Annotated in this window: 21 protein-coding genes; 16 read left to right on the top strand and 5 right to left on the bottom strand. The window is 64.1% G+C overall.

Annotation, left to right across the window (positions count from 1 at the left end):
- From chlG to RBB18_RS22190, 3 genes are all read right to left on the bottom strand, one after another.
- On the bottom strand, nucleotides 1–894 hold an 894-nt coding region (chlG, locus tag RBB18_RS22200; protein WP_306121278.1), incomplete at its 3' end, for a chlorophyll synthase ChlG.
- Between the two features lie 121 nt (nucleotides 895–1,015).
- Nucleotides 1,016–2,440 carry a transcriptional regulator PpsR gene (gene ppsR / locus RBB18_RS22195; protein ID WP_103764304.1) on the bottom strand — a complete coding sequence of 475 codons (1,425 nt, stop codon included), beginning with the start codon at nucleotides 2,438–2,440 and terminating at the stop codon, nucleotides 1,016–1,018.
- Between the two features lie 34 nt (nucleotides 2,441–2,474).
- Nucleotides 2,475–3,278, bottom strand: coding sequence for a B12-binding domain-containing protein (locus RBB18_RS22190; RefSeq protein WP_274593572.1), 804 nt, complete (start codon nucleotides 3,276–3,278; stop codon nucleotides 2,475–2,477).
- A 336-nt stretch (nucleotides 3,279–3,614) separates the two neighbouring features.
- Here RBB18_RS22190 and bchF point away from each other — a divergent pair, with 336 nt between their 5' ends.
- The 16 genes from bchF (at nucleotide 3,615) to RBB18_RS22110 (ending at nucleotide 20,394) form a co-directional block, all read left to right on the top strand.
- Nucleotides 3,615–4,115 (top strand): 2-vinyl bacteriochlorophyllide hydratase, encoded by a 501-nt coding sequence (gene bchF / locus RBB18_RS22185; protein WP_306112355.1) that lies wholly within the window; start codon nucleotides 3,615–3,617, stop codon nucleotides 4,113–4,115.
- The gene (locus RBB18_RS22180) at nucleotides 4,112–5,398 is read left to right on the top strand and encodes a ferredoxin:protochlorophyllide reductase (ATP-dependent) subunit N (protein WP_306112354.1); all 1,287 of its coding nucleotides are present in this window, start codon (nucleotides 4,112–4,114) and stop codon (nucleotides 5,396–5,398) included. Before bchF ends, RBB18_RS22180 begins: the two co-directional genes overlap by 4 nt.
- Complete coding sequence (gene bchB, locus RBB18_RS22175; protein WP_306112353.1) at nucleotides 5,395–6,957, top strand: ferredoxin:protochlorophyllide reductase (ATP-dependent) subunit B; 1,563 nt, start codon at nucleotides 5,395–5,397, stop codon at nucleotides 6,955–6,957. The genes RBB18_RS22180 and bchB overlap by 4 nt, the downstream gene beginning before the upstream one ends.
- Complete coding sequence (locus RBB18_RS22170) at nucleotides 6,947–10,510, top strand: magnesium chelatase subunit H (protein WP_306112352.1); 3,564 nt, start codon at nucleotides 6,947–6,949, stop codon at nucleotides 10,508–10,510. The genes bchB and RBB18_RS22170 overlap by 11 nt, the downstream gene beginning before the upstream one ends.
- A 28-nt stretch (nucleotides 10,511–10,538) precedes the next feature.
- On the top strand, nucleotides 10,539–11,435 hold the full coding sequence (gene bchL / locus RBB18_RS22165; protein WP_152493171.1) for a ferredoxin:protochlorophyllide reductase (ATP-dependent) iron-sulfur ATP-binding protein: 897 nt from the start codon (nucleotides 10,539–10,541) through the stop codon (nucleotides 11,433–11,435).
- Nucleotides 11,436–11,547: 112 nt separating this feature from the next.
- Complete coding sequence (bchM, locus tag RBB18_RS22160; protein ID WP_306112351.1) at nucleotides 11,548–12,228, top strand: magnesium protoporphyrin IX methyltransferase; 681 nt, start codon at nucleotides 11,548–11,550, stop codon at nucleotides 12,226–12,228.
- Entirely contained in the window at nucleotides 12,225–13,664 is a 1,440-nt protein-coding gene (locus RBB18_RS22155) for a PucC family protein (RefSeq protein WP_274593567.1), read from the top strand. Before bchM ends, RBB18_RS22155 begins: the two co-directional genes overlap by 4 nt.
- Before the next feature lie 27 nt (nucleotides 13,665–13,691).
- Entirely contained in the window at nucleotides 13,692–14,465 is a 774-nt protein-coding gene (puhA, locus tag RBB18_RS22150; RefSeq protein ID WP_274593566.1) for a photosynthetic reaction center subunit H, read from the top strand.
- A 28-nt stretch (nucleotides 14,466–14,493) separates the two neighbouring features.
- Nucleotides 14,494–15,156, top strand: a complete 663-nt coding sequence (gene puhB, locus RBB18_RS22145) for a photosynthetic complex putative assembly protein PuhB (RefSeq protein WP_306112350.1) — start codon at nucleotides 14,494–14,496, stop codon at nucleotides 15,154–15,156.
- 17 nt (nucleotides 15,157–15,173) lie between these two features.
- A complete protein-coding gene (puhC, locus tag RBB18_RS22140) occupies nucleotides 15,174–15,647 on the top strand; it encodes a photosynthetic complex assembly protein PuhC (RefSeq protein WP_306112349.1) in 474 nt (157 codons plus the stop codon).
- A 17-nt stretch (nucleotides 15,648–15,664) separates the two neighbouring features.
- Entirely contained in the window at nucleotides 15,665–15,961 is a 297-nt protein-coding gene (locus RBB18_RS22135) for a hypothetical protein (protein WP_306112348.1), read from the top strand.
- Complete coding sequence (gene acsF / locus RBB18_RS22130) at nucleotides 15,958–17,088, top strand: magnesium-protoporphyrin IX monomethyl ester (oxidative) cyclase (RefSeq protein ID WP_306112347.1); 1,131 nt, start codon at nucleotides 15,958–15,960, stop codon at nucleotides 17,086–17,088. The genes RBB18_RS22135 and acsF overlap by 4 nt, the downstream gene beginning before the upstream one ends.
- 97 nt (nucleotides 17,089–17,185) lie before the next feature.
- On the top strand, nucleotides 17,186–18,004 hold the full coding sequence (gene puhE / locus RBB18_RS22125) for a putative photosynthetic complex assembly protein PuhE (protein WP_306112346.1): 819 nt from the start codon (nucleotides 17,186–17,188) through the stop codon (nucleotides 18,002–18,004).
- Nucleotides 17,994–19,208, top strand: a complete 1,215-nt coding sequence (gene hemA, locus RBB18_RS22120; RefSeq protein WP_306112345.1) for a 5-aminolevulinate synthase — start codon at nucleotides 17,994–17,996, stop codon at nucleotides 19,206–19,208. The genes puhE and hemA overlap by 11 nt, the downstream gene beginning before the upstream one ends.
- Nucleotides 19,209–19,333: 125 nt before the next feature.
- Entirely contained in the window at nucleotides 19,334–19,756 is a 423-nt protein-coding gene (locus RBB18_RS22115; RefSeq protein ID WP_274593563.1) for a cytochrome c family protein, read from the top strand.
- Between the two features lie 101 nt (nucleotides 19,757–19,857).
- Complete coding sequence (locus tag RBB18_RS22110) at nucleotides 19,858–20,394, top strand: putative glycolipid-binding domain-containing protein (protein ID WP_306112344.1); 537 nt, start codon at nucleotides 19,858–19,860, stop codon at nucleotides 20,392–20,394.
- A 5-nt stretch (nucleotides 20,395–20,399) separates the two neighbouring features.
- On the opposite strand, the gene RBB18_RS22105 is transcribed toward RBB18_RS22110, so the two are convergent.
- Together RBB18_RS22105 and RBB18_RS22100 are read right to left on the bottom strand one after the other, a co-directional pair.
- A complete protein-coding gene (locus RBB18_RS22105; RefSeq protein ID WP_306112361.1) occupies nucleotides 20,400–21,200 on the bottom strand; it encodes a glutaredoxin in 801 nt (266 codons plus the stop codon).
- Nucleotides 21,201–21,361: 161 nt separating this feature from the next.
- Nucleotides 21,362–21,850, bottom strand: a 489-nt coding sequence (locus tag RBB18_RS22100) for a transketolase C-terminal domain-containing protein (RefSeq protein WP_306121277.1), incomplete at its 5' end; no start/stop codon positions are given.

Below are 21,850 nucleotides of genomic sequence, written 5' to 3'. Positions count from 1 at the left end.
CCCCCTGCCCGCAAAGGCCGCGACCATCATGCCGCTGACATAAAGCGTGACGCCCGTAGCGTTATACCAAGGCGCGCGGCCTTTCGGATCGGACAGCAGCACGCGCATCGCCCAAAGCTGAACCAGCAGCAGTGCAGCAATCGCAGCGGCGTGATACACCTGCCCCCACCACGCCAATGCTGCGATTACCACAAGTTGCGGCACAGCCATGATCCAGCAGGCCACGTGCGCCGCGCGCTCCGGGCCGAGCGTAACGGGAAGGGAGTTCACCCCTGTCTGCCGATCTCCCTCCAAAGCCTTGAAATCGTTGAGCGTCATGATCCCGTGCGCGCCCACGGCATAAAGCAGCGCCAGGGCCACGATCTGCCATGCCGGCGCGCCGGCCGACAATACGGCAGCCCCGGTGAACCACGGTAGCCCCTCGTAGCACAGCGCGACCAGACCCGGCCCCCACCAACCCGATTTCTTCATCCGAACAGGTTCGGCCGAATAGGCCCAGGCCGCCAGCACGCCAAACACCGTCGCGCCAAAGCCCCACGGGCCCAGCGTCGACCCCAGCGCCAGCGCGGCAATACTCATGAAAAGGGCGATCCACAGGCCCCAGCGCCCCGGGATGCGGCCCGACGGGATCGGGCGGTCCGGTTCGTTGATCGCGTCCACGTGCCGGTCGCACCAGTCGTTGGCCGCCTGACTCATGCCGCAAACCACCGGCCCGGCCAAAACCATGCCGATCAACACCAGCCAAGGCGCCGACATCACCGGCACGCCGCTGGAAACGACGCCGCACAGATAGGCCCAGACCGGCGGGAACCACGTGATCGGTTTGATCAGGGTCAGAATGGCGCGCGGTTCGGGCCAGCGGCGCAACGCACGTATGCCCAATGAGACACTCATAGTGTCAAGTATGGTTTACAACTCGGATTCGGGAAAGGACTTTTTCCGAGCCGGCGACGACCTTCCGGGAAATCCTTTCACAAAGGATTTCCGAAAATCTTTCCTCAAAGATTTTCGATGCCTATTCGTCCGCGTTGGAGTTGATCAGCCCGTGCTTGCGCAGCTTTACGTAAAGGCTTTGCCGCGACAGCCCCAGCATCTCGGCCGCCGCCACGCGATTGTTGCCCGTCAATTGCACCGCCGTCTCGATGCACAGCTTTTCGATGACGTCCGACGTCGCCGAGACCAACTCCTTCAACGAGGCCGTACCGACAAGGTCCATGACGTTCTTCATGGCCTCATCGCTGACCACGCTGGATATTTCCGCCTCACCCGTGTCGTTCGAGGTCGAGCTGCGCAGGATGAAACCGAAGCCGAAATCGCCCGCCGGGTCACGCAAACGTGCCACGGACACGCCGACGCTGGCTCGCGTGCCGACAACGCTGGCAATCTGCGTGGCATAGTTGCGCAGCTTGCCCTGCTTGGCGGCAGCCTCCAGCATCAATTTGACGTCGACCGCGCCGCGCACAAGGAAATCGGCAAGGTCGCTGTCACGGACATCGCGCAACTGAGCAGCATCCGCCATGGTCAGAAACGCCTCATTGGCGTCGCGGATCACGCCCTTGCCATCGGTGATCACGATCGCATCGCTGGTGGCAGCGTAAAGCGCAGCCATCACCTGCGCCGATTCGACCGCCGTGCCGGCGTCACCATCCGCGGGCCGCACGCGGCACAGCAGAAAAAGATCGCCCGCCGCGCGGAAAAATTCGGGGTAGAGCTTCAGCTCGCGCTCGTTGCGTCGCGCCACCAGGTCAATTCCGCGCGCCTCGCGCGACCCGGCCGCGCTGCGCATCGCTTCCAACAACTCTTCGCGGCGCCGTCCGTCGAACGCCTGCGCCAGAGAAGACCCGCTCAGAGTGTCGGTATTGGTCCCCATAAGCATCGCCGCCGCACTGTTCAGGTCGCGAATGCGGCCCTTTTCCGGCTCGACCAGGATCAGCGGCGTCTCGGACGCCTCCAGCACGACGTGATAGAATGTCTGCTCCCCGCGCAACCGCTGCTGGTCACGTTCGCGCGCCGTCTGCTCCGCGACAAGGCGCTGCTGGACCTCCGCAATGGGCTGCATGTCTCGCCCAAGCAGAAGCAACCCACCGTCATAAACCCTGTGCAGGGTATAGCGGATTGGAAATTCCCAAGTGGCATTGTCGATGTGATTCAGCTCCAGCCCCCGCGGAGTCCGGTCGGGCTCGGCCTGCATCTCCGCCAGTCGCAGATCGAGCTTCTCCTTGCTCTCGACGGTCAGGAAATTCTTGAAAGGCCGCCCAACCCAATGGTCCAGACACCCGAGCGATGGACAGTCGGGATTTACGGAAATGCCGGCGACCTCACCATCGTCGGCCACGTAGACAGCCACGTCACCGGCCTGTTCCACGATATTGTGCACCCCGGAAGGATCGGGCAATGCCCCGGCGCGTAGTCGCTCAGACTTACGAGTCTCACGGGTCATCAGACCACTCCGTCAATCCCCGAACCAAGTACCATCAGATCGCTCCGCTGAACGGCAACGCCTCTGCTACACTCGACAGGCCACATTTTTCTATCGCTTCTCTAGCAGTGCGAACCGCGTGATCTGCGCCGGTCTTAGATACGACTTTCGGATCAGCCTCGACGGCTCGCCCACCGATCACGATTGGTGGCATATAGTTTGCATTCGAGCGGAGGTAATCTATAAGTTCGATGGTTTTTTCAACCGAATTCCGCGTCGCGACCGAAATTCCGATCATCGCGAAGCGCCGAGTGCCCGAAAGTTCAGCCAATTCCTCCCGTGTCAGGCCAATCGCCATGTGAACCCAAAGCCCATGCTGGCGAAGATTGTCGGCAGCGACAAAAGCGCCAAGAGCATGCTGTTCGTACTGCGGCACGACCATCAGCACAGATTGACCAAGCGGGATGCTTCGGTCGCTCCACTGCGCCGAAGCCTGGCCCCCTTTGTCGCGAAACAATCCCTGCAAACGCGAGGCGCCAACGGTGACATCGACGAAACTCGCCCGATCACTGACCCAAAGCTCACCGAGATAGGCCGAGACGGCCGGGATGTATGACTGGAAAATCTCTTCACTGCTGACACCGGTTGCCATCAGCGAGGCGATGGCCGCCCGGTAGCTGCTTTCCGAGTCCGACATCAGCGCTTCGCACAGCCTTTGGATCCACTCCTCCCGCGTCCGCGGCGCGGACCTGGTCGTGTTTGAAATGACCGTTCTCAGCGCCGATTCCACGAGAAACCGAATGGCCGGCTGCTGCGTCTTGGAAAGGCCGGAGCCTTTTCTGTCAGAGGACTCTCCCACGCGCTTCTCCCCCGCGTTCGACAACATGACTGTGCCCGCAGGCGTCAGGCACGTATGTAGTCTCAATTAGTCTGCGCCCGCCGCGCCTCAATGTCAATTTTTCCTGACATACACGCATGACGCGATCATTTAATCCCCTGTTTTCCAGAACTTTATTTCTTGAATCCAAGATCTGAGTGACGCGAAAACACCTTTGAAAATCACATATGTTCGAGTCGCGCCCCGTTCTCTCGTGTCGACAGATCACAACGGATCAAGGTGTAAATTTTAGTTGACACTTTGAAGCCCGCGCCCCTAGCATCGTGCTACGACCTTACGGTCTGCGAGGGGGAGTCAATGACGCTTCAAGCGCCACCAAAAACGAGCCCGGGCCTGCTCTACACACCCGAACAGCGCGCCCGTCGCGATGCCAGTATCTGGACACTGGTTCAGGGCGTTCTCGCGCCCGCTCAATTCCTTGTCTTTCTCGTCTCGCTCGGCCTCGTGCTGCGCTACCTATGGACGGGCGAAGGCTATACGCTGGCCACGTGGTCGATCCTGGTCAAGACCGGCTTCCTCTACCTGATCATGGTCACCGGGGCGATCTGGGAGAAAATCGTTTTCGGTCAATACCTTTTCGCTAGCGCTTTCTTCTGGGAGGACGTGTTCAGCTTTGCGGTCATCGCGTTGCACACGGCCTATCTATGGGCGCTTTTCACGGCCGCATTGTCCCCTCAAGGTTTGATGACCCTGGCGCTCGCGGCCTATGCCGCCTACGCAATCAACGCCACCCAGTTCCTGCTCAAACTGCGCGCGGCGCGGCTTCAGTCGGCAAGCCCGTCAGAGGTGCCGGCATGACCGACGAAACCACGCCTCTTCCGGCCACCGGATGCCGTGACGCCCCGGTCCTGAAACAGCGCGGTCAGCACGAAGTCTTCTGCGGACTGACGGGAATCATCTGGCTGCACCGCAAGATGCAGGACGCGTTCTTTCTGGTCGTGGGCTCGCGCACCTGCGCCCATCTGCTGCAATCCGCCGCCGGCGTGATGATCTTCGCCGAGCCGCGTTTCGGCACCGCGATTCTGGAGGAAACGGACCTTGCCGGCCTCGCCGATGCCCAAGCCGAGCTTGAGCGCGAGGTCGCCCGCCTGCTGGAGCGCCGCAAGGATATCCGCCAGCTCTTTCTCGTGGGCTCCTGCCCATCCGAGGTGATCAAGCTGGATCTGGCCCGCGCCGCCGAAAAGCTGTCGCTGCAACACGCCCCCCATGTGCGGGTGCTGAATTACTCGGGTTCCGGCATCGAGACCACCTTCACCGAGGGCGAGGACGCGTGCCTCGCTTCGATGGTCCCGGTCCTGCCGGAAACGGACGAACGTCAACTTCTCGTGGTCGGCGCCCTGCCCGACGTGGTCGAGGACCAGATGCTCGACCTTCTGTCCAAGATGGGCATCGACAACGTGAAAGTGCTGCCAGCGCGCCGCGCCGACAGCACTCTCGCGGTTGGTCCCAACACCTCTTTCATCCTCACCCAGCCTTTCCTCGGCGGCACCCTCGCCGCACTTGGAAAGCGCGGGGCGCGTCACATTCCTGCGCCTTTCCCGTTCGGCGAAGAAGGCACCACCGCGTGGCTTCGCGCCGTGGCAATGGAGTTCGGTGTCGACATCACCCTGTTCGACACTGTAACACACGCGCCCCGCGCACGGGCCAAAAAAGCGATCTCGCAGGCGGCAGAGAAACTGGACGGCAAGTCCGTCTTCTTTTTCCCCGACAGCCAGCTTGAGATCCCGCTGGCCCGGTTTCTCACCCGCGAATGCGGGATGAGCGCCATCGAAGTGGGCGCACCTTACATCCACAAGGGCGTTGTCGGCCCGGATCTCGACTTGTTGGAAGAGGGCCCGACACTCTCCGAAGGCCAGGACGTGGAGATGCAGCTCGACCGCTGCCGCGTCGCCCAGCCCGACCTGACGGTCTGCGGCCTTGGCCTCGCCAACCCGCTTGAGGCCGAGGGAATGGCCACCAAGTGGGCCATCGAACTGGTCTTCACCCCGGTGCATTTCTACGAACAGGCCGGTGACCTTGCGGGTCTCTTCTCCCGCCCCCTGCATCGCCGCGCCAAGCTGCGACTGGAGGCGGCGGAATGAAGCTGTCGGTCTGGACATATGAAGGCCCACCGCATGTCGGCGCCCTGCGCGTCGCCACCGCGATGAAGGGCCTGCATTACGTCCTGCACGCGCCGCAGGGCGACACCTATGCCGACCTGCTCTTCACAATGATCGAGCGGCGCAACCACCGCCCGCCCGTCACGTACACGACATTTCAGGCCCGCGACCTGGGAGCGGACACGGCAAATCTTTTCAAAACCGCGGCTCAGGCGGCCTATGAGCGGTTTCAGCCTCAGGCGATGATCGTCGGCGCTTCCTGCACCGCCGAACTGATTCAGGACGACCCCGGAGGCATGGCCGAGCAGATGGGCCTGCCCTGTCCGGTCATCGCGCTGGAACTGCCCAGCTACCAGCGCAAGGAAAACTTCGGCGCCGATGAAACCCTGTTTCAGCTGGTGCGCAACCTCGCCCGCCCGATGGAGCGCACGGGCCATGTGACCGCCAACCTGATCGGCCCCACGGCCCTCGGCTTTCGCCACCGCGACGACATCACCGAGGTGACCGCCCTGCTCGAGGACATGGGGATCTCCGTCAACGTCTGCGCGCCTTTTGACGCAACACCCCAGGATCTCACCCGGCTAGGTGCCGCGCATTTCAACGTGCTGATGTATCCCGAAACCGGCGAGGCCGCCTGCCGCTGGATGGAGCGTGAACTGGACCAGCCTTTCACCAAGACTATCCCCATCGGTGTCGGCGCCACCCGCGATTTCATCGCCGAGGTGGCCGAGATCACGGGGCAAGAGCCAAACCTCGACGTCAGCCGCCTGCGCCTGCCGTGGTACTCGGCCTCGGTCGATTCCACCTACCTCACCGGCAAGCGCGTGTTCCTCTTCGGCGACGGCACGCATGTCGCCGCCGCCGCGCGCGTCGCCCGCGACGAGATGGGGTTCGAGGTGGTCGGCCTTGGGTGCTACAACCGCGAGATGGCCCGCCCGATCCGCGCGCTGGCCAAGGCCTACGGCGTCGAGGCGCTGATCACCGACGACTACCTCGACGTCGAACAGCGGATCGAGGAACTGGCGCCCGAGATGATCCTCGGCACCCAGATGGAGCGCCATATCGGCAAGCGCCTTGGCATCCCCTGCGCCGTCATCTCCGCCCCCGTCCACGTTCAGGACTTCCCGGCACGCTACAGCCCGCAAATGGGCATCGAAGGCGCAAACGTCATCTTCGACACCTGGGTCCACCCGCTGGTCATGGGGCTGGAAGAGCACCTGCTGCACATGTTCCGCGACGACTTCGAATTCCACGACGACGCGGGCGCCAGCCACCATGGGCACAAGGCGGTCGACCGCAAGGCGGAAGACCGTCCCGGGCTTGACCCGGGACCTCCCGACCATCCGGCCGAAGAACCGCAACCTGCGAACGACAACAGTTCGATCACCTGGCTCGACGACGCGGAAAAGGAGCTGAAGAAGATCCCATTCTTCGTGCGCGGCAAGGCCCGCCGCAACACCGAAACCTTCGCCGCCGAGCGCGGCATGACGCAGATCAGCCTCGATACTCTGTACGAGGCAAAGGCCCATTATGCGCGATGACGCCATGATAACCCGGCCTTACAAGGTCGTGATCCTGACGCTGGACAGCCATGCCGCAGGACCTTGCGAACGCGCGGCACTGAACCTCGGCATGGATTTCCCGGGTCTGGAACTCAAGGTCCACGCCGCCGCCGAATGGGGTGAAAGCGACGCCGCTCTGGCCGCCGCCCGCGCCGACATCGCCTCGGGTGACATCCTCATCGCCAACCTTCTCTTCCTCGAAGACCACATCAACGCGATCCTGCCTGACCTCGAAGCGCGGCGCGAAAATTGCGACGCGCTGGCGGGCATCATTGCCGACGCCAAGATCGTGCGCCTGACGCGCATGGGCACGCTCGACATGCAGGCCCCGGAATCCGGCACGCGCAAGCTGATGAAAAAGTTGCGCGGCCAGACCAAGCAGAATGTCGACAGCGGCGCCAAGAAGATGAAGATGCTCCGCCGCCTGCCCCGCATCCTCAAGCTCATCCCCGGCAAGGCGCAGGACCTGCGCGCCTGGTTTCTGACGATGCAATACTGGCTCGGCGCGTCGGACGAGAATGTCGAAGGCCTGATCCGCTTCCTCATTTCGCGCTACTGCCGCCACGATGATTGGCGCGGCGCGCGCGTGGCCCTGCCCGTGGAATATCCCGATACCGGGCTTTTCCACCCCGACCTGCCCGACCGCATCACCACCGACCCCGCCGACCTGCCGGGCCACATCCCCGGCGCGCCCACTGTCGGCCTCCTGATGATGCGCTCCTATGTCCTGTCCGGCGACACCGCGCATTACGACGGCGTCATCCGCACCCTTCATGCCCGTGGCCTCAATGTATTGCCCGCCTTCGCCGGCGGTCTTGACGGCCGGCCCGCCATCGATGCGTTCTTCCGCACCGAGCGTGGCCCGAAGATCGACGCGCTTGTCTCGCTGACCGGCTTCAGCCTCGTCGGCGGCCCAGCCTATAACGACAACGACGCGGCCATCGCGGTGCTCAACGACCTCGATCTGCCCTACATCGCCGCCCATCCGCTGGAATTCCAGACACTGGGCCAATGGGCCGACTCGCCCCAGGGCCTCGGCCCGATAGAAACGACGATGCTCATCGCCCTGCCGGAACTCGACGGCGCGACCTGCCCCACCGTTTTCGCCGGCCGCCACGGCCCCGAGGGCTGCACCGGCTGCGCCCATGCCTGCAAGGCGGCTCCGGACAACAAGGCCATGGCCCCTTGCCCCGAGCGCATCGACAGCCTGGTCGAGAAAACCGAGCGCCTGATCCGCCTGCGCCGCCGCAAGCCGACCGAAAAGAAAGTCGCCATCGTCCTCTTCGGCTTCCCGCCCAACGCAGGCGCCGTGGGCACTGCCGCCTATCTGTCCGTCTTCGAAAGCCTGCACAACACCATGCGGGAAATGCAGGCCCAGGGCTACGACATCGAGGTACCCGAAACCGTCGACGCCCTGCGCGCCGCCATCCTGCAAGGCAACGCCGCCCAATACGGGCAAGAGGCCAATGTCGCCGCCCATGTCAGCGCCGACACCATCGTCGCAAACGCGCCCCACCTTTCCGAGATCGAAGAGGTCTGGGGCCCCGCTCCCGGTAAGGTGCAATCCGACGGGCGCGGCGTCTTCGTGCTGGGCCAGGATTTCGGCAACGTCTTTGTCGGCATCCAACCCGCTTTCGGCTACGAAGGCGATCCGATGCGCCTGCTCTTCGAGCGCGGCTTCGCGCCCACCCATGCCTTCGTGCAGTTCTACCAATGGCTGCGCAACACCTACCAGGCCGACGCGATCCTGCATTTCGGCATGCATGGCGCGCTGGAATTCATGCCGGGCAAGCAGGCGGGTGTCGGCCCGCGCGACTGGCCCGACCGCCTGATCGGCGAGATGCCCAACATCTACCTTTACGCGGCCAACAACCCGTCCGAGGCCAGCCTCGCCAAGCGCCGCTCCGGCGCCGTCACCATTTCGCACCTCACCCCGCCACTGGCCACCGCCGGGCTCTACAAGGGTCTGGCCGAGCTGAAAGACAGCCTGACCCGCTGGCGCGCCACGCGCCCCGGCGCGTCTGAGCGCGCCGATCTGGAAACCCTCATCGCCGAACAGGCCGAGGCCGTCGACCTGGGCGACACCGACTCCGAAACGCTCTGGCTGAAACTGCTGGAAACCGAAGATGCCCTGATCCCCGAGGGTCTGCATGTCGTGGGCCGGCCGATGTCCGACACGGCCCGCGCCGAGTATCTCGATCTCATGGCCGACGCCGATGCGGAGACCCGCGCCACTGCCGACAAACATCTGCGGGAAAGCACCGAGATCCCCGCGATCCTGCACGCGCTGGCGGGCGGCTATACCGCGCCGGTGCATGGCGGCGACCTCATCCGCTCACCCGACATCCTGCCCACGGGCCGCAACATTCACGCGTTCGACCCGTTCCGCATGCCGTCGGAATTCGCCTGCCGCGAAGGGGCCGCACAGGCGCAGCTTCTGCTGGACACTCACAAGACCCTGCCACGCACCGTGGCGATCGTCCTTTGGGGCTCCGACAACATCAAATCCGACGGCTCACAACTGGCGCAGGCCCTGGCGCTCATGGGCGCCAAACCGCGCTTCGACAGTTTCGGCCGCCTTTGCGGGGCGGACCTCATACCGCTTACGGAACTGGGCCGTCCCCGCATCGACGTCATCATGACCCTGTCGGGCATCTTCCGCGACCTGCTGCCGCTTCAGACCAAGCTGCTGGCCGAGGCCGCGCTCAAGGCCGCGCAGGCAGAAGAGCCGGTCGAACAGAACTTCATCCGCGCCCACGCGCTGGCCTATGCCGAAAAGATCGGCTGCGACCTGCAAACCGCCGCCCTGCGCGTCTTTTCCAATGCCGAGGGCGCTTACGGCTCGAACGTCAACATGATGGTCGACAGCTCGGCCTTCGATGACGAGGACGAACTGGCCGACGCCTACCTGTCGCGCAAATCCTTCGCCTACGGCGTCGACGGCAAGGCCGCCGCCAATGACAAGCTCCTGCAAACCGCGCTTGGCGACGTGGAACTGGCCTACCAGAACCTCGAATCCGTCGAGCTCGGCGTCACCACGGTCGACCACTATTTCGACACGCTGGGCGGCATCTCGCGCGCGGTCAAACGCGCCCGCGGCGGCGAAGAGGCGGCGATCTACATCTCCGACACCACCCGCGGCGCGGGCAAGGTGCGCACGCTGGCCGACCAGGTCTCGCTTGAAAGCCGCTCCCGCGCGCTGAATCCCAAGTTTCACGAGGCACTGCTGCAACACGGTGCCGAAGGCGTGCGTCAGATCGAAAGCGCCTTCACCAACACGATGGGCTGGTCCGCCACTACCGGCCAGGTCGAGCCCTGGGTCTACCAGCGCTTGTCCGAGACCTTCATCCTCGACGCGGACATGCGCCAGCGCCTGGCGGAACTCAACCCGACCGCCTCCTCGCGCATGGCCAACCGCCTGCTGGAGGCGCATGCCCGCTCCTATTGGCAGCCCGATACGGACACTCTCTCGGCCCTGCGCAACGCCGCCGACTCCCTCGAAGATCACCTCGAAGGAGTCGCAGCAGAATGACACGTAACCCCGAAAGGACAGGCGACACATGAGCCCTCGCGACGACATTCCGGCCCTCAGGGGCCAAGACGGCGAAGGATCGGTTCAGGTTCACCAGGACCCATCGATGAAGATCGAAGGGGCCAAGGTCTTCTCGGTCTATGGCAAGGGCGGGATCGGCAAGTCCACCACGTCCTCGAACCTCTCGGCGGCCTTTGCCAAGATGGGCAAGCGCGTGCTGCAGATCGGCTGCGATCCCAAGCATGACAGTACCTTCACCCTGACCGGTCGCTTACAGCCAACGGTGATCGACATCCTGAAAGAGGTCGATTTCCACCCCGAGGAACTGCGCCCCGAGGATTTCGTGGCCGATGGCTGGGGCGGCGTCAAATGCGTCGAAGCAGGGGGGCCGCCCGCCGGCACCGGCTGCGGCGGCTATGTCGTGGGCCAGACGGTCAAGCTGCTGAAACAGCACCATATGCTGGAAGACACAGATGTGGTGATCTTCGACGTGCTGGGCGACGTGGTCTGCGGCGGTTTCGCGGCACCGCTGCAACATGCCGACCGCGCGGTGATCGTCACCGCGAATGACTTCGACAGCATCTACGCCATGAACCGCATCATCGCCGCGGTTCAGGCCAAGTCGGCCAACTACAAGGTCCGGCTTGCCGGGTGCGTCGCCAACCGCTCGCGAGAGACCAACGAGGTTGACCGCTACTGCGAGAAAGTCGGCTTCAACCGCATCGCGCACATGCCCGATTACGACGCCATCCGTCGTTCGCGCCTGAAAAAGAAGACCCTCTTCGAGATGCCCGACGAGGAAGACATTGTCATGGCCCGCAAGGAATACGTCCAGCTGGCCGAAACCCTCTGGCGCGGCACCGAACCGCTGGCCCCCGCCCCGATGGAAGACCGCGATATCTTCGAGCTCCTGGGGTTCGATTGATGAACTACGCCGCCGCATATCGCATTGCCGTCCCGGGCTTGACCCGGGACCTCTTGGCCAACGTCGAGGCCCCGGATCAAGTCCGGGGCGCGACACGCGCACGGGACTCGGCATGACTTACGACCGCACATTGACCCGGGTCGAAACCTATTTCGACAAGACCGCCACCCGCACGTGGGAGGCGCTGACCAGCGATGCGCCGGTCTCGAAGATCCGGGAAACCGTGCGGCGCGGGCGGGGCGCAATGCGCGAACAGATGCTGTCGCGCCTGCCCAATGACCTGCGCGGCGCGCGTATCCTCGACGCGGGCTGCGGCACCGGCGCCATGACCACCGAACTCGCCGCGCGCGGGGCCGACGTGGTGGCCGTCGACATTTCGCCCTCGCTCGTGGGCATCGCCCAACGACGTCTGCCCGAAACGCTGGCCCACCGCGTGGCCTTTCACGCCGGCGACATGCTGGATGCGGGGCTGGGCCGCTTCGACCACGTTCTGGCGATGGACAGCCTGATCTACTACCGCGACGCCGATATCGCCCGGTCGCTGGCTACGCTCATGGCGCGCACATCGGGCAGGATCGTATTCACCGTCGCCCCGCGCACGCCGCTCTTGATGGGTATGTGGTACGCGGGCAAGCTCTTTCCCCGCTCCGACCGCTCGCCCACCATGATCCCGCACAGCCCCGCGCGCCTGTCGCGCGCCTATGCGCGGGCCGAAGGCACCGGCACCCTTGTGCCGCTTCAACGTGTGACCTCGGGCTTCTACATTTCCCACGCGATGGAGGTGACTGCATGAGCCGTCCTTCGCCCCTCAAGCACCTCAGCCTGCGCGCCCTGCCCTTCGCGGACGCGGCCAGCGAGGGGTTGCCGATGGGCGAACTGCTGCGGCTCTCACTGTTCCAGGTGTCAGTCGGAATGGCCACGGTCATGCTGCTGGGAACACTCAACCGCGTCATGATCGTCGAGCTTTCGGTCCCGGCCACCATCGTCGCCGTCATGATCGCCCTGCCCGTCCTGATCGCGCCCTTCCGCACTCTGCTCGGCTTCCGCTCCGACACTTACCGCAGCGCCATCGGCTGGAAGCGCGTGCCCTACCTTTGGTTCGGCTCGCTCTGGCAAATGGGCGGCCTCGCGGTGATGCCCTTTTCCCTGCTAGTCCTGTCGGGCAATACCGTCCACGACGTGCCCTTCGCGGGCGAGGTTCTGGCCGGCCTGGCCTTCCTGATGACCGGCCTCGGCCTGCACATGACCCAAACCGCCGGTCTGGCCCTCGCCACCGACCGCGCGGATGAGGCGACACGCCCGCGCGTCGTGGCGCTGCTTTACGTGATGTTCCTGCTGGGCATGGGCGTCTCCGCCATCGTCATCGGCTGGCTTCTGCGAGACTTCAGCGAATTGGCCTTGATCCGCGTCGTGCAGGGCGCGGCGCTCGCGGGCATCGTGCTCAACCTCATCGCGCTGTGGAAACAGGAAAAGATGGCGCCGATGACACACGCGGAACGCGCCGCCCCCCGCCCCCGGTTCGCCGAGGCCTGGGCCGACCTGATGTCCGGCGGTCAGGCCGGGCGTCTTCTGGCGGTGGTCTTCATCGGCACCATGGCCTTCAACATGCAGGACGTCCTGCTCGAGCCCTATGGCGGCGAAATCCTGGGCCTCTCGGTGTCGTCCACCACACTTCTGACCGCGCTCTGGGCAACGGGCGCACTGGCCGGCTTCGTCTGGACCGGTCGCTCCCTGGCGCAGGGGCGCAATGCGCACCGGCTGGCGGCCCTCGGCGTGCTGATCGGTGTCGCGGCCTTTGCCATCGTGGTCTTCGCCGCGCCGATGAACTCGACCGCCCTCTTCTTTGCCGGGGCCTGCCTGATCGGGCTGGGCGGCGGCGTCTTCGCCGTCTCGACTCTCACAGCGGCAATGACCATGACCACCCGAGGCAAGGCTGGCAACGGCCTCGCGCTCGGTGCCTGGGGTGCCGCGCAGGCCACCGCGGCAGGGCTCGCCATCGCCTTTGGCGGGGGCATCCGCGACGCGGTCAATGCTGCCGCCACCTCCGGCGCATGGGGCGAGGTGCTGAACACGCCCGCCACCGGTTATACCTTTGTCTACCACACCGAAATCGCCCTTCTCTTCGTCACGCTCGCCGTGATCGGGCCACTGGTGCGCAACCCGCGCGCCGCCACCCATTCCACCCCATCGGAGGCGGCCCGCATCGGCCTGGCCGACTTCCCGACATGATGTGCCGATCCATGGAAAGGATATGCCATGAGTAACGCTTTCTTCGCCAACTTCGATCTCGCCAGTCTTTCGATCTGGCTGTTCTGGATCTTCTTCGCCGGGCTGATCATCTACATCCAGCGCGAGAACATGCGCGAGGGCTACCCCCTGGAAGATGATGACGGCAACCTGTCCGCCAACCAGGGTCCCTTCCCGATCCCGGGCGACAAGACCTTCATCCTGCCTCATGGCCGGGGCGAACTGACCGTTCCGTCGGGCCAGCGCCCCGACCGGCAAAACGTGGCCCTGCAAAAAACCGCTGCGGGCAACGGCTTTCCGTTCGAACCCACGGGCGACCCGCTTGCCGATGGCGTCGGCCCGGCCTCCTGGGCCAACCGCGAGGACGTGCCGGAACTTGACGGTCACGGCCACCCCAAGATCGTGCCGATGTCGGCCAACGAACACTTCCACGTGGCCGCGGGCCGTGACCCGCGCGGCCTGCCTGTCATGGCCGGCGACGGCGAGGTCGTGGGCATGATCACCGATCTCTGGGTCGATGAGCCTGAGCAACTGGTCCGCTACCTCGAAATCGAACTCGACGGCGATCACGGCGGCGGCAAGCGACTGGTGCCGATGACCCTGACGCGGATCAAGAGCAACCACGTCAAGGTGCTGAAGCTCTACGGCAAGCACTTTGCCGGCGTGCCGCAACACGCCTCGCCCAACCAGGTGACCAAGCTCGAGGAAGACAAGATCTCGGCCTATTACGGCGGCGGCACGATCTATGCCGACGACGCCCGCCTCAACCCCAAGCTGGGCTGAGACAGCCGGACCGACGGAGGAGAAGACGATGCCCCATGACGACTTTCACGTGGAACCGGTGCCGGGCCTGCCCGAACGCCCGCCCGAGGGCGAGCAGATTCTGTGGCAGGGCCGGCCCAACTGGTGGGCGCTCACGGTGCAGTCGCTCAACCTCTACTGGGTGGTGGGCTATTTCGTCGTCCTCTTCGCCTGGCGCTTCGTCACCCTATTCGATCAGGTTGGCATGGCACATGCGTTCCGGGTGTCCTTCCCTTTCCTGGTCATCGGCGCGGTGGCTGCGGCACTCCTGCTTCTGATCGGCTATGTGCAGGCCCGCGCCACCGTCTACACCATCACCAACCGACGCGTGGCGATGCGCGTCGGCGCGGCGCTGACCGTCACGCTCAACCTGCCCTTCAGCCGCATCGCCAGCGCCGATCTGGCGCTGCGCCGCTCGGGCAACGGCACCATCGCGCTCGACCTGATGGACCCGCCGCCGCTCAGCTACCTGACCTGCTGGCCTCATGTGCGGCCCTGGCACGTGCGCAAGCCGCAGCCCGCGCTGCGCGCCATCGACGACGCCGCCCGCGTCGCGCGCCTCATTGCCGAGACGGCCGAGGCGCAGGTCAATGCACCAAAACTGGCCCGTATACCGGCCGAAACCGACACCGGCGCGGACGACATCGCCCCAGGCGCCGTGCCGGCGGAATGACAAGGACCTGACACGACATGGCCCAGATCGACCACATCCACGCAAACGACCGCGACGGACATGACAAGGAACTCGTCCCGCGCGCGCTGGTCTTCGCGGTCTGCACCTTCGTGCTGATCGTTCTGGCGCTGGTCAGCTGGTCGCGCCTGTCGGGCCAGCCGGTCACCTATACGCCGCCCACCGGTACCATCACGCATGAACGCACCTTCAACCTGTCGGGCGACATGTCCGGCAGCGCCACCGTGACCGAACTCGACGGCACGCTCATCGCCGACCTGAATCCGAAAGAGGGCGGGTTCATCTCGGGAGTCTGGAGGGTGATCCAGCGCGAGCGCACCAAACACCGCGTGTCCCTAGAGGGCCCGCTGACACTCGTCCGCTACGACAACGGACGCATCGCGATCCACGACCCGTCCACGGGCTGGAGTGCCGACCTCATGGGGTTCGGCATCGACAACGCCAAGGCCTTTGCAAGGCTCCTGGCACAATAGCAAAAGGAGACGCCAGAATGGGATGGCTGACCAAAGACATAGAAAGAGCGCCCTGCACGGTCGAAGTATCACACTGCTTTGAATCCCTGCACGCGCATGTGCGGTTCAACAACGGGGCGGTGATCCACCCCGGCGACGAGGTCAAGGTCCACGGCCCCGAGATCATGGCGCCCTTCGGCGAGGTGGTCAGCGAGGACCGCGATGCCACCATCGTGCGCGCCAGCAAACTGGAACAGCTCTGGACCCGCCTCACGGGTGATTTCGAGGTGATGGAGCTGTGCGAGTTTTCCTTCTCAGAGGAGGTTACGCTATGAACGCCCACACCGGAAAGCACACCGCCGACGCCACCACCGTTGAAGAGGGGCTCGAGATCGCCGAAGCGCAGGATCGCCAGTACAACGATGAAATGGCGACCGAGACGGCGATGTCCAACACATTGCTCACGCCGCGGTTCTACACCACCGATTTCGACGAGCTTGACGCCATCGACGTCAGCCCGGTGCGCGCCGATTGGGACAAGCTGATCGACCAGATGCAGGCCGACCCCAACAAGGGCCACTTCAAGAAGAACGAGGATTGGGACCATGTCGATTGGGAGGGGATGGACCCCGCCCTGAAAAAGGAATTCATCGACTTCCTGATCTCATCTTGCACCGCCGAGTTCTCAGGCTGCGTCCTCTACAAGGAGATGAAGCGCCGCGGCAACAACAAGGACATCACCCAGCTTTTCCAGCTCATGGCCCGTGACGAGGCCCGGCATGCCGGATTTATCAACGACGCCCTGCGCGAAGCGGGGTTACGCGTAAACCTGGGCTTCCTGACGCAAAAGAAGAAATACACCTACTTCCGCCCCAAGTTCATCTACTATGCCACCTATCTTTCGGAAAAGATCGGCTACGCGCGGTACATCACCATCTACCGCCACCTCGAGGCCAACCCCGAGCATCGCTTCCACCCGATCTTCAAGTGGTTTCGCGAATGGTGCAATGACGAGTTCAGCCACGGCGAGGCCTTCGCCCTGCTGATGAAGACGGACCCCAAACTGACCTCGGGTCGCAACGTCTACTGGATCAAATTCTTCCTGACGGCGGTCTACGCCACGATGTATGTCCGCGACCACCAGCGCCCGGCGTTTCACGACGCGCTCGGCGTCGATCCGGACTGGTACGCGCACGAGGTCTTCACCAAGACGTCGGAACTGTCCAAGCAGATCTTCCCGATCACGCTGGATATCGACAGCCCGAAATGGCAGCCGCTGCTGGAAAAGCTGCAAAAGGCCAATGTGGATCTCGACACCGCGCGCAAACAGGGCGGCCCGATGGGCTTCGTGAAGCGTCTGTCGGCGCAGGCCCGTGCAGGCACGGCCTTCGTGCGGCTGATACTGATCCCGTCCAAGTCGCACAAGGTGCCGGAAAACGTGCGGCTGGAGCCGGCTTACTGATGACCGGCCCTCGCCATATCGCACGACCCGCCCCGGACTTGATCCGGGGCCTCGTGCGGGCAGAGGTCCCGGGTCAGGCCCGGGACCGGGCGACCCGATGCTGACCTCCCCCTGGATCGCGGCCCTTGCGGCCCTCTTTATCTGGTGGTTCTCCACCGGGGCGATCCTGATGGTGGTGCGCCATGCCGACCGGGCCGGCGGAAACGCCCGCATGATCTGCCTGCTGTCGTCGCTGCCCTTGCTGGCTCTTGGCCTCTGGGGATTCCAGGCGACCCTGTCGATGGACACGACGCTTGCCGCCTATGGCGCGTTCCTCGCGGCGCTGGCGATCTGGGGCTGGGTGGAACTCACGTTCCTGACGGGCGTGATCACCGGCCCCAACCTGCGCGCCTGTCCCGACGGCCTGCCGGAATGGGAACGCTTCATCCGCGCCTGGGGCACCGTGGCCTATCACGAGACTTTGCTGACGCTGATCTTCGTCGCGATGTGGCTGCACGCCGCCGGGTCGGTGAACACGTTTGGCCTCTGGACCTTCACGATCCTCTACTTCGCCCGTATCTCGGCCAAGCTGAACCTCTATTTCGGCGTGCCGCGCATCAACACCGAATTCCTGCCCGAGGCGCTTGGCCACCTCGCCAGCCATTTCCGCATCCAGCGGCTCAACTGGGTCTTCCCGATCTCCGTGTCGGCCCTGACCTTCGCCGTGGCCTGCTGGCTGGAACGGCTCTACGCGGCCCAATCCGCATTCGACGTGGTGGGCTTCGCGCTTCTGTCGGCGATCGCCGGCCTCGCGCTTCTCGAACATTGGCTGATGGTGCTGCCATTGCCCGATGCCAAGCTCTGGCGCTGGATGCTTCCCGCGCCCAAACCGACACAAGACAAAAATACAAGACCGGAGGGATCCCATGGATTTTGATGCCATGTTCAACGCGCAGCTCGGCGCACTCAAGGAAGAGGGCAACTACCGCATCTTCGCCGAACTCGAACGCCGCTGCGGTGATTTCCCCCGGGCGCGCAGCCATGACGCCGACACCCCCGACGAGGTCACGGTCTGGTGCTCCAACGACTATCTGGGAATGGGCCAGAACGACGAAATTCGCCAAGTGATGAAGGACGCCATCGACCAGTGCGGTACCGGCGCCGGCGGCACCCGCAACATTTCGGGCACCAACAAGTATCACGTGGCACTCGAACACGAATTGGCCAATCTGCACGGCAAGGAAAGTGCCCTGCTCTTCACCTCCGGCTACGTGTCCAACTGGGCCGCGCTCGGCACGCTTGGCGCGCGCCTGCCCGACGCGGTGATCCTCTCGGACGAGCTCAACCACGCCTCGATGATCGAGGGCATCCGCCACTCCCGCGCACAGAAACGCATCTGGAAGCACAACGACCCCGAAGACCTCGACCGGCAACTGGCCACGCTGCCAGCCAACGCGCCCAAGATCGTGGCATTCGAATCTGTCTATTCCATGGATGGCGACATCTGTCCGATGAAAGAGATCGTCGAGGTCGCCGAGAAGCACGGCGCCATGACCTATCTCGACGAAGTTCATGCCGTGGGCCTCTACGGCCCGCGCGGCGGCGGTGTCAGCGAGCGCGAAGGTCTGGCCGACCGCATCACCCTGATCGAGGGCACGCTGGGCAAGGCCTATGGCTGCATGGGCGGCTACATCACCGGCTCCGCCGCGATGTGCGACTTCGTCCGCAGCTTTTCCTCGGGCTTCATCTTCACCACCGCCCTGCCCCCGGCCGTCGCGGCGGCCGCACAGGCCTCGGTGGCCTATCTCAAGGACAGCCGCGCCGAACGAGACGCCCAGCGCGACCGCGTCGCCTATCTGCGCGCCCAGCTCGACAGGCGCGGCATCCCGCATATGGACAACCCCAGCCACATCATCCCGGTGATGATCAAGGACCCGGTCAAGTGCCGGATGCTGGCCGACATCCTGATGCAGGACTGGGGCATCTACGTCCAGCCGATCAACTATCCCACCGTGCCCAAGGGCACCGAACGGCTGCGTTTCACCCCCGGCCCGCTGCACAGCTACGACGATATCGACCACCTTGTCGAAGCGCTCGGCGTCCTGTGGAAGCAGTGCGCGATAGCCCACGCCGTTGCCTGAGTTTCGCTGCGGCAATCCGTCAACCATGCGGAACCTTCAAACCCGCCGCAAGGTTGAGAATATGTCGGTTGATTTGGCCTGATATCAGCTATGTCATACAGACAGCCAAACGTATGGAGGACTCAATGAAGATCCACTTTACAGCCATCGCCCTTGCCAGTCTTGCCGCCCCCGCCTTGGCCCAGGACGGTGACGCCGAAGCCGGCGAAAAAGCCTTTCGCCAGTGCAAGGCCTGCCACATGGTCATCGACGACGCAGGCGAAACCATTGTCAAGGGCGGCCAGGTCGGCCCCAACCTTTATGGCCTCGCCGGTCGCACCGCAGGCTCGGTCGAGGATTTCAATTATTCCGACCTCGTGGTCGCCGCCGGCGAAGCAGGTCTCGAATGGGACCAGGAAAGCTTTACCGGCTACGTGCAGGACCCGACGCCGTGGTTGAAAGAATACACCGGCGAAGACGGTCGCGGGAAAATGACCTTCAAGCTGCGCAAGGAAGAGGACGCCGCGGATATCTGGGCCTATCTCGCCTCGGTCGGTCCCGAAAGCTGATCCACCATCCCGCATTCGAAAAGGCCGCCTTGGAGGGCGGCCTTTTTCGTGCCGCGTTGCACGCATCATGCTAGGATACACTCAAAACAGGAGAGAGCGTCGTGATCGCAGGGGCACATGCAATTCTCTGGCTGCGCGAAGACGGCAAGGGCAATGACGCCTGCCGGTTCGCTGATGCCGAGGGCGGATATCTGATCGACGGATCCTCGACCGACGCGGACGGTACCGTTCTTCGATACCGCATACGCGCCCGTGCCGATGGCACCACCCGGCGCGTCCGCATCGGCAAGAAATCCCGCCTGAATCTGCGCCACAAGAAGGACGGCAGCTGGACGTTGAACGACGCCCCGATGCCCGGCATCCAGGGTGCCACCGATATCCTCCTCGACTTCACGCCGGCGAGCTTTACCCTGCCAATCCGCCGTCTTGCCCTCGACACTGGGGCGCAGTCCGAAATCATCGCGGCACGGCTGGACATGGCAACCGAAAAGCTTACCCCGCTTCATCTCGTTTTCCGGCGCATTTCAGAAGACACCTACGAAGTCGAAACTGTCGAGACAGGTACGACCACAAGAATTTCGGTCGACGACCACGGCATCGTGCAGTCGCAGCCGGGCCAGTGGATCGCGCAGGCCTGACCCCGCTATCCGGCCATCTGACCGGCCAGCATCCATATCCCCATGCCCAGCATAACCACGTTTTCGGTCAGCGAAATGACCCCCAAGGGCACGTTCGATCCGCCACCGACGCAGGCACAGGTCAACTCGCGCTTGTCGATATAGACGGCCTTGAACACGCTCCACCCGCCGACGGCCCCGATCAAGATCGCCACAGGCGCGACCAGCCAGATCAGCGCGCTGCCCGTACCGATCAGTGCCATCATGCCTACGCCCGCGTAAAGCTCGGCAAAGGGATAGGCATAGCCGTATGGCACGTATCGCTGCGCCAGCAGGTCATAGCCCAGAAAGCCATTCACGAAGCCTTCGACATCCTGAAGCTTCTGGACGGCCAGAACCACCATCGAACTCGCAAAGAACCATTTCAACCATGTCAGCAGCGGAAAGCCGTCATAGAGGTTCAATACGATCGCCAGCGCCATCAGCGCAGTACTGGCGAAGATCGCGATGACGGGCATGTAGGTCGTGTCGTCTTCGCCCATCACGCGATAGCCGAAATGCGCTTTCAGTTCGCTGTACCCACCGATCCGCTTGCCGTCGATAAAGGTTTGCGGCGTCGTCTCCACCCCGTGCGCCTCCATGAACGCTTCGGTTTCCTCGCGCGTAGTCAGGGGATTGTCGTCAATCTGGTATCCGCGCCGTTTCAGCATGGACAGTGACTTCAGCCCGAAGGGACACAAATGCCCCGGCATCACCATCCGGTACAGCGACGCGGTCTTTTCACCCCCCTCGCTTTTGGAACGGGCCGTGTCGGGACCGTCGATCATGTCCGTCGATGTCATGGTGAATGCCTTTCGGGTTACTCGCTTCAAGGCAAAACGCCACGACCGGCGTGGCCGCTTCGCAATTCACTGAATCAACGGAATGACAGCCGGTTTGTTCCGGCGATCATCGCCGGACCCTCGACCCAAAGACACCCGAAAGCGCGTCAGCCTACGGCGTTCAGCGTGACAATCTCCGCCGCCCGGCCCACGGCCGCGCGCGCGGTCACGGCGATATCGGCCGCCGTCAGGCCCGCATCGGCATACATGTCCTCCGGGCTTGCCTGGTCGATATAGCGGTCCGGCAAATGCATCGTGCGCACCGCCAGTCCCCGGTCGAACGCGCCTTCGGCAGCCAGCGCCTGCAGCACCATCGCGCCGAATCCGGCCATCGCGCCCTCTTCCACCGTGATCAATGCCCGGTGATGCCGCGCCAACTGCCGGATCAGATCCATGTCCAGCGGCTTGGCAAAGCGCGCGTCGGCCAGCGTCACCGACAGGCCCTCGGCCTCCAACGCCTGCGCCGCCGCCCGGCATTCCGCCAGATGCGCGCCGTAAGACAGGATCGCCACGTCGTCGCCGTCTTGCAGGACGCGGCCCTTGCCAATTTCCAGAACCTCGCCCCGCTCCGGCAGGTCGACCCCCGTCCCCGCCCC

The organism is Roseovarius sp. MMSF_3298, assembly GCF_030733705.1.
GTDB classification, from domain to species: Bacteria; Pseudomonadota; Alphaproteobacteria; order Rhodobacterales; family Rhodobacteraceae; genus Roseovarius; species Roseovarius confluentis.
Note: the sequence above shows the minus strand (reverse complement) of the source record. Positions and strands in the feature narration are given on the sequence as shown.

What these genes read in the sequence shown, in the direction of transcription:
- puhE (WP_306112346.1), top strand. Translation starts at nt 17,186, where the DNA reads ATGCTGACCTCCCCCTGGATCGCGGCCCTTGCGGCCCTCTTTATCTGG.
- puhC (WP_306112349.1), top strand. Translation starts at nt 15,174, where the DNA reads ATGGCCCAGATCGACCACATCCACGCAAACGACCGCGACGGACATGAC.
- bchF (WP_306112355.1), top strand. Translation starts at nt 3,615, where the DNA reads ATGACGCTTCAAGCGCCACCAAAAACGAGCCCGGGCCTGCTCTACACA.
- puhB (WP_306112350.1), top strand. Translation starts at nt 14,494, where the DNA reads ATGCCCCATGACGACTTTCACGTGGAACCGGTGCCGGGCCTGCCCGAA.
- bchM (WP_306112351.1), top strand. Translation starts at nt 11,548, where the DNA reads ATGACTTACGACCGCACATTGACCCGGGTCGAAACCTATTTCGACAAG.
- RBB18_RS22180 (WP_306112354.1), top strand. Translation starts at nt 4,112, where the DNA reads ATGACCGACGAAACCACGCCTCTTCCGGCCACCGGATGCCGTGACGCC.
- RBB18_RS22170 (WP_306112352.1), top strand. Translation starts at nt 6,947, where the DNA reads ATGCGCGATGACGCCATGATAACCCGGCCTTACAAGGTCGTGATCCTG.
- ppsR (WP_103764304.1), bottom strand. Translation starts at nt 2,440, where the DNA reads ATGACCCGTGAGACTCGTAAGTCTGAGCGACTACGCGCCGGGGCATTG.
- bchB (WP_306112353.1), top strand. Translation starts at nt 5,395, where the DNA reads ATGAAGCTGTCGGTCTGGACATATGAAGGCCCACCGCATGTCGGCGCC.
- hemA (WP_306112345.1), top strand. Translation starts at nt 17,994, where the DNA reads ATGGATTTTGATGCCATGTTCAACGCGCAGCTCGGCGCACTCAAGGAA.
- RBB18_RS22135 (WP_306112348.1), top strand. Translation starts at nt 15,665, where the DNA reads ATGGGATGGCTGACCAAAGACATAGAAAGAGCGCCCTGCACGGTCGAA.
- RBB18_RS22115 (WP_274593563.1), top strand. Translation starts at nt 19,334, where the DNA reads ATGAAGATCCACTTTACAGCCATCGCCCTTGCCAGTCTTGCCGCCCCC.
- acsF (WP_306112347.1), top strand. Translation starts at nt 15,958, where the DNA reads ATGAACGCCCACACCGGAAAGCACACCGCCGACGCCACCACCGTTGAA.
- RBB18_RS22105 (WP_306112361.1), bottom strand. Translation starts at nt 21,200, where the DNA reads ATGATCGACGGTCCCGACACGGCCCGTTCCAAAAGCGAGGGGGGTGAA.
- RBB18_RS22155 (WP_274593567.1), top strand. Translation starts at nt 12,225, where the DNA reads ATGAGCCGTCCTTCGCCCCTCAAGCACCTCAGCCTGCGCGCCCTGCCC.
- bchL (WP_152493171.1), top strand. Translation starts at nt 10,539, where the DNA reads ATGAGCCCTCGCGACGACATTCCGGCCCTCAGGGGCCAAGACGGCGAA.
- puhA (WP_274593566.1), top strand. Translation starts at nt 13,692, where the DNA reads ATGAGTAACGCTTTCTTCGCCAACTTCGATCTCGCCAGTCTTTCGATC.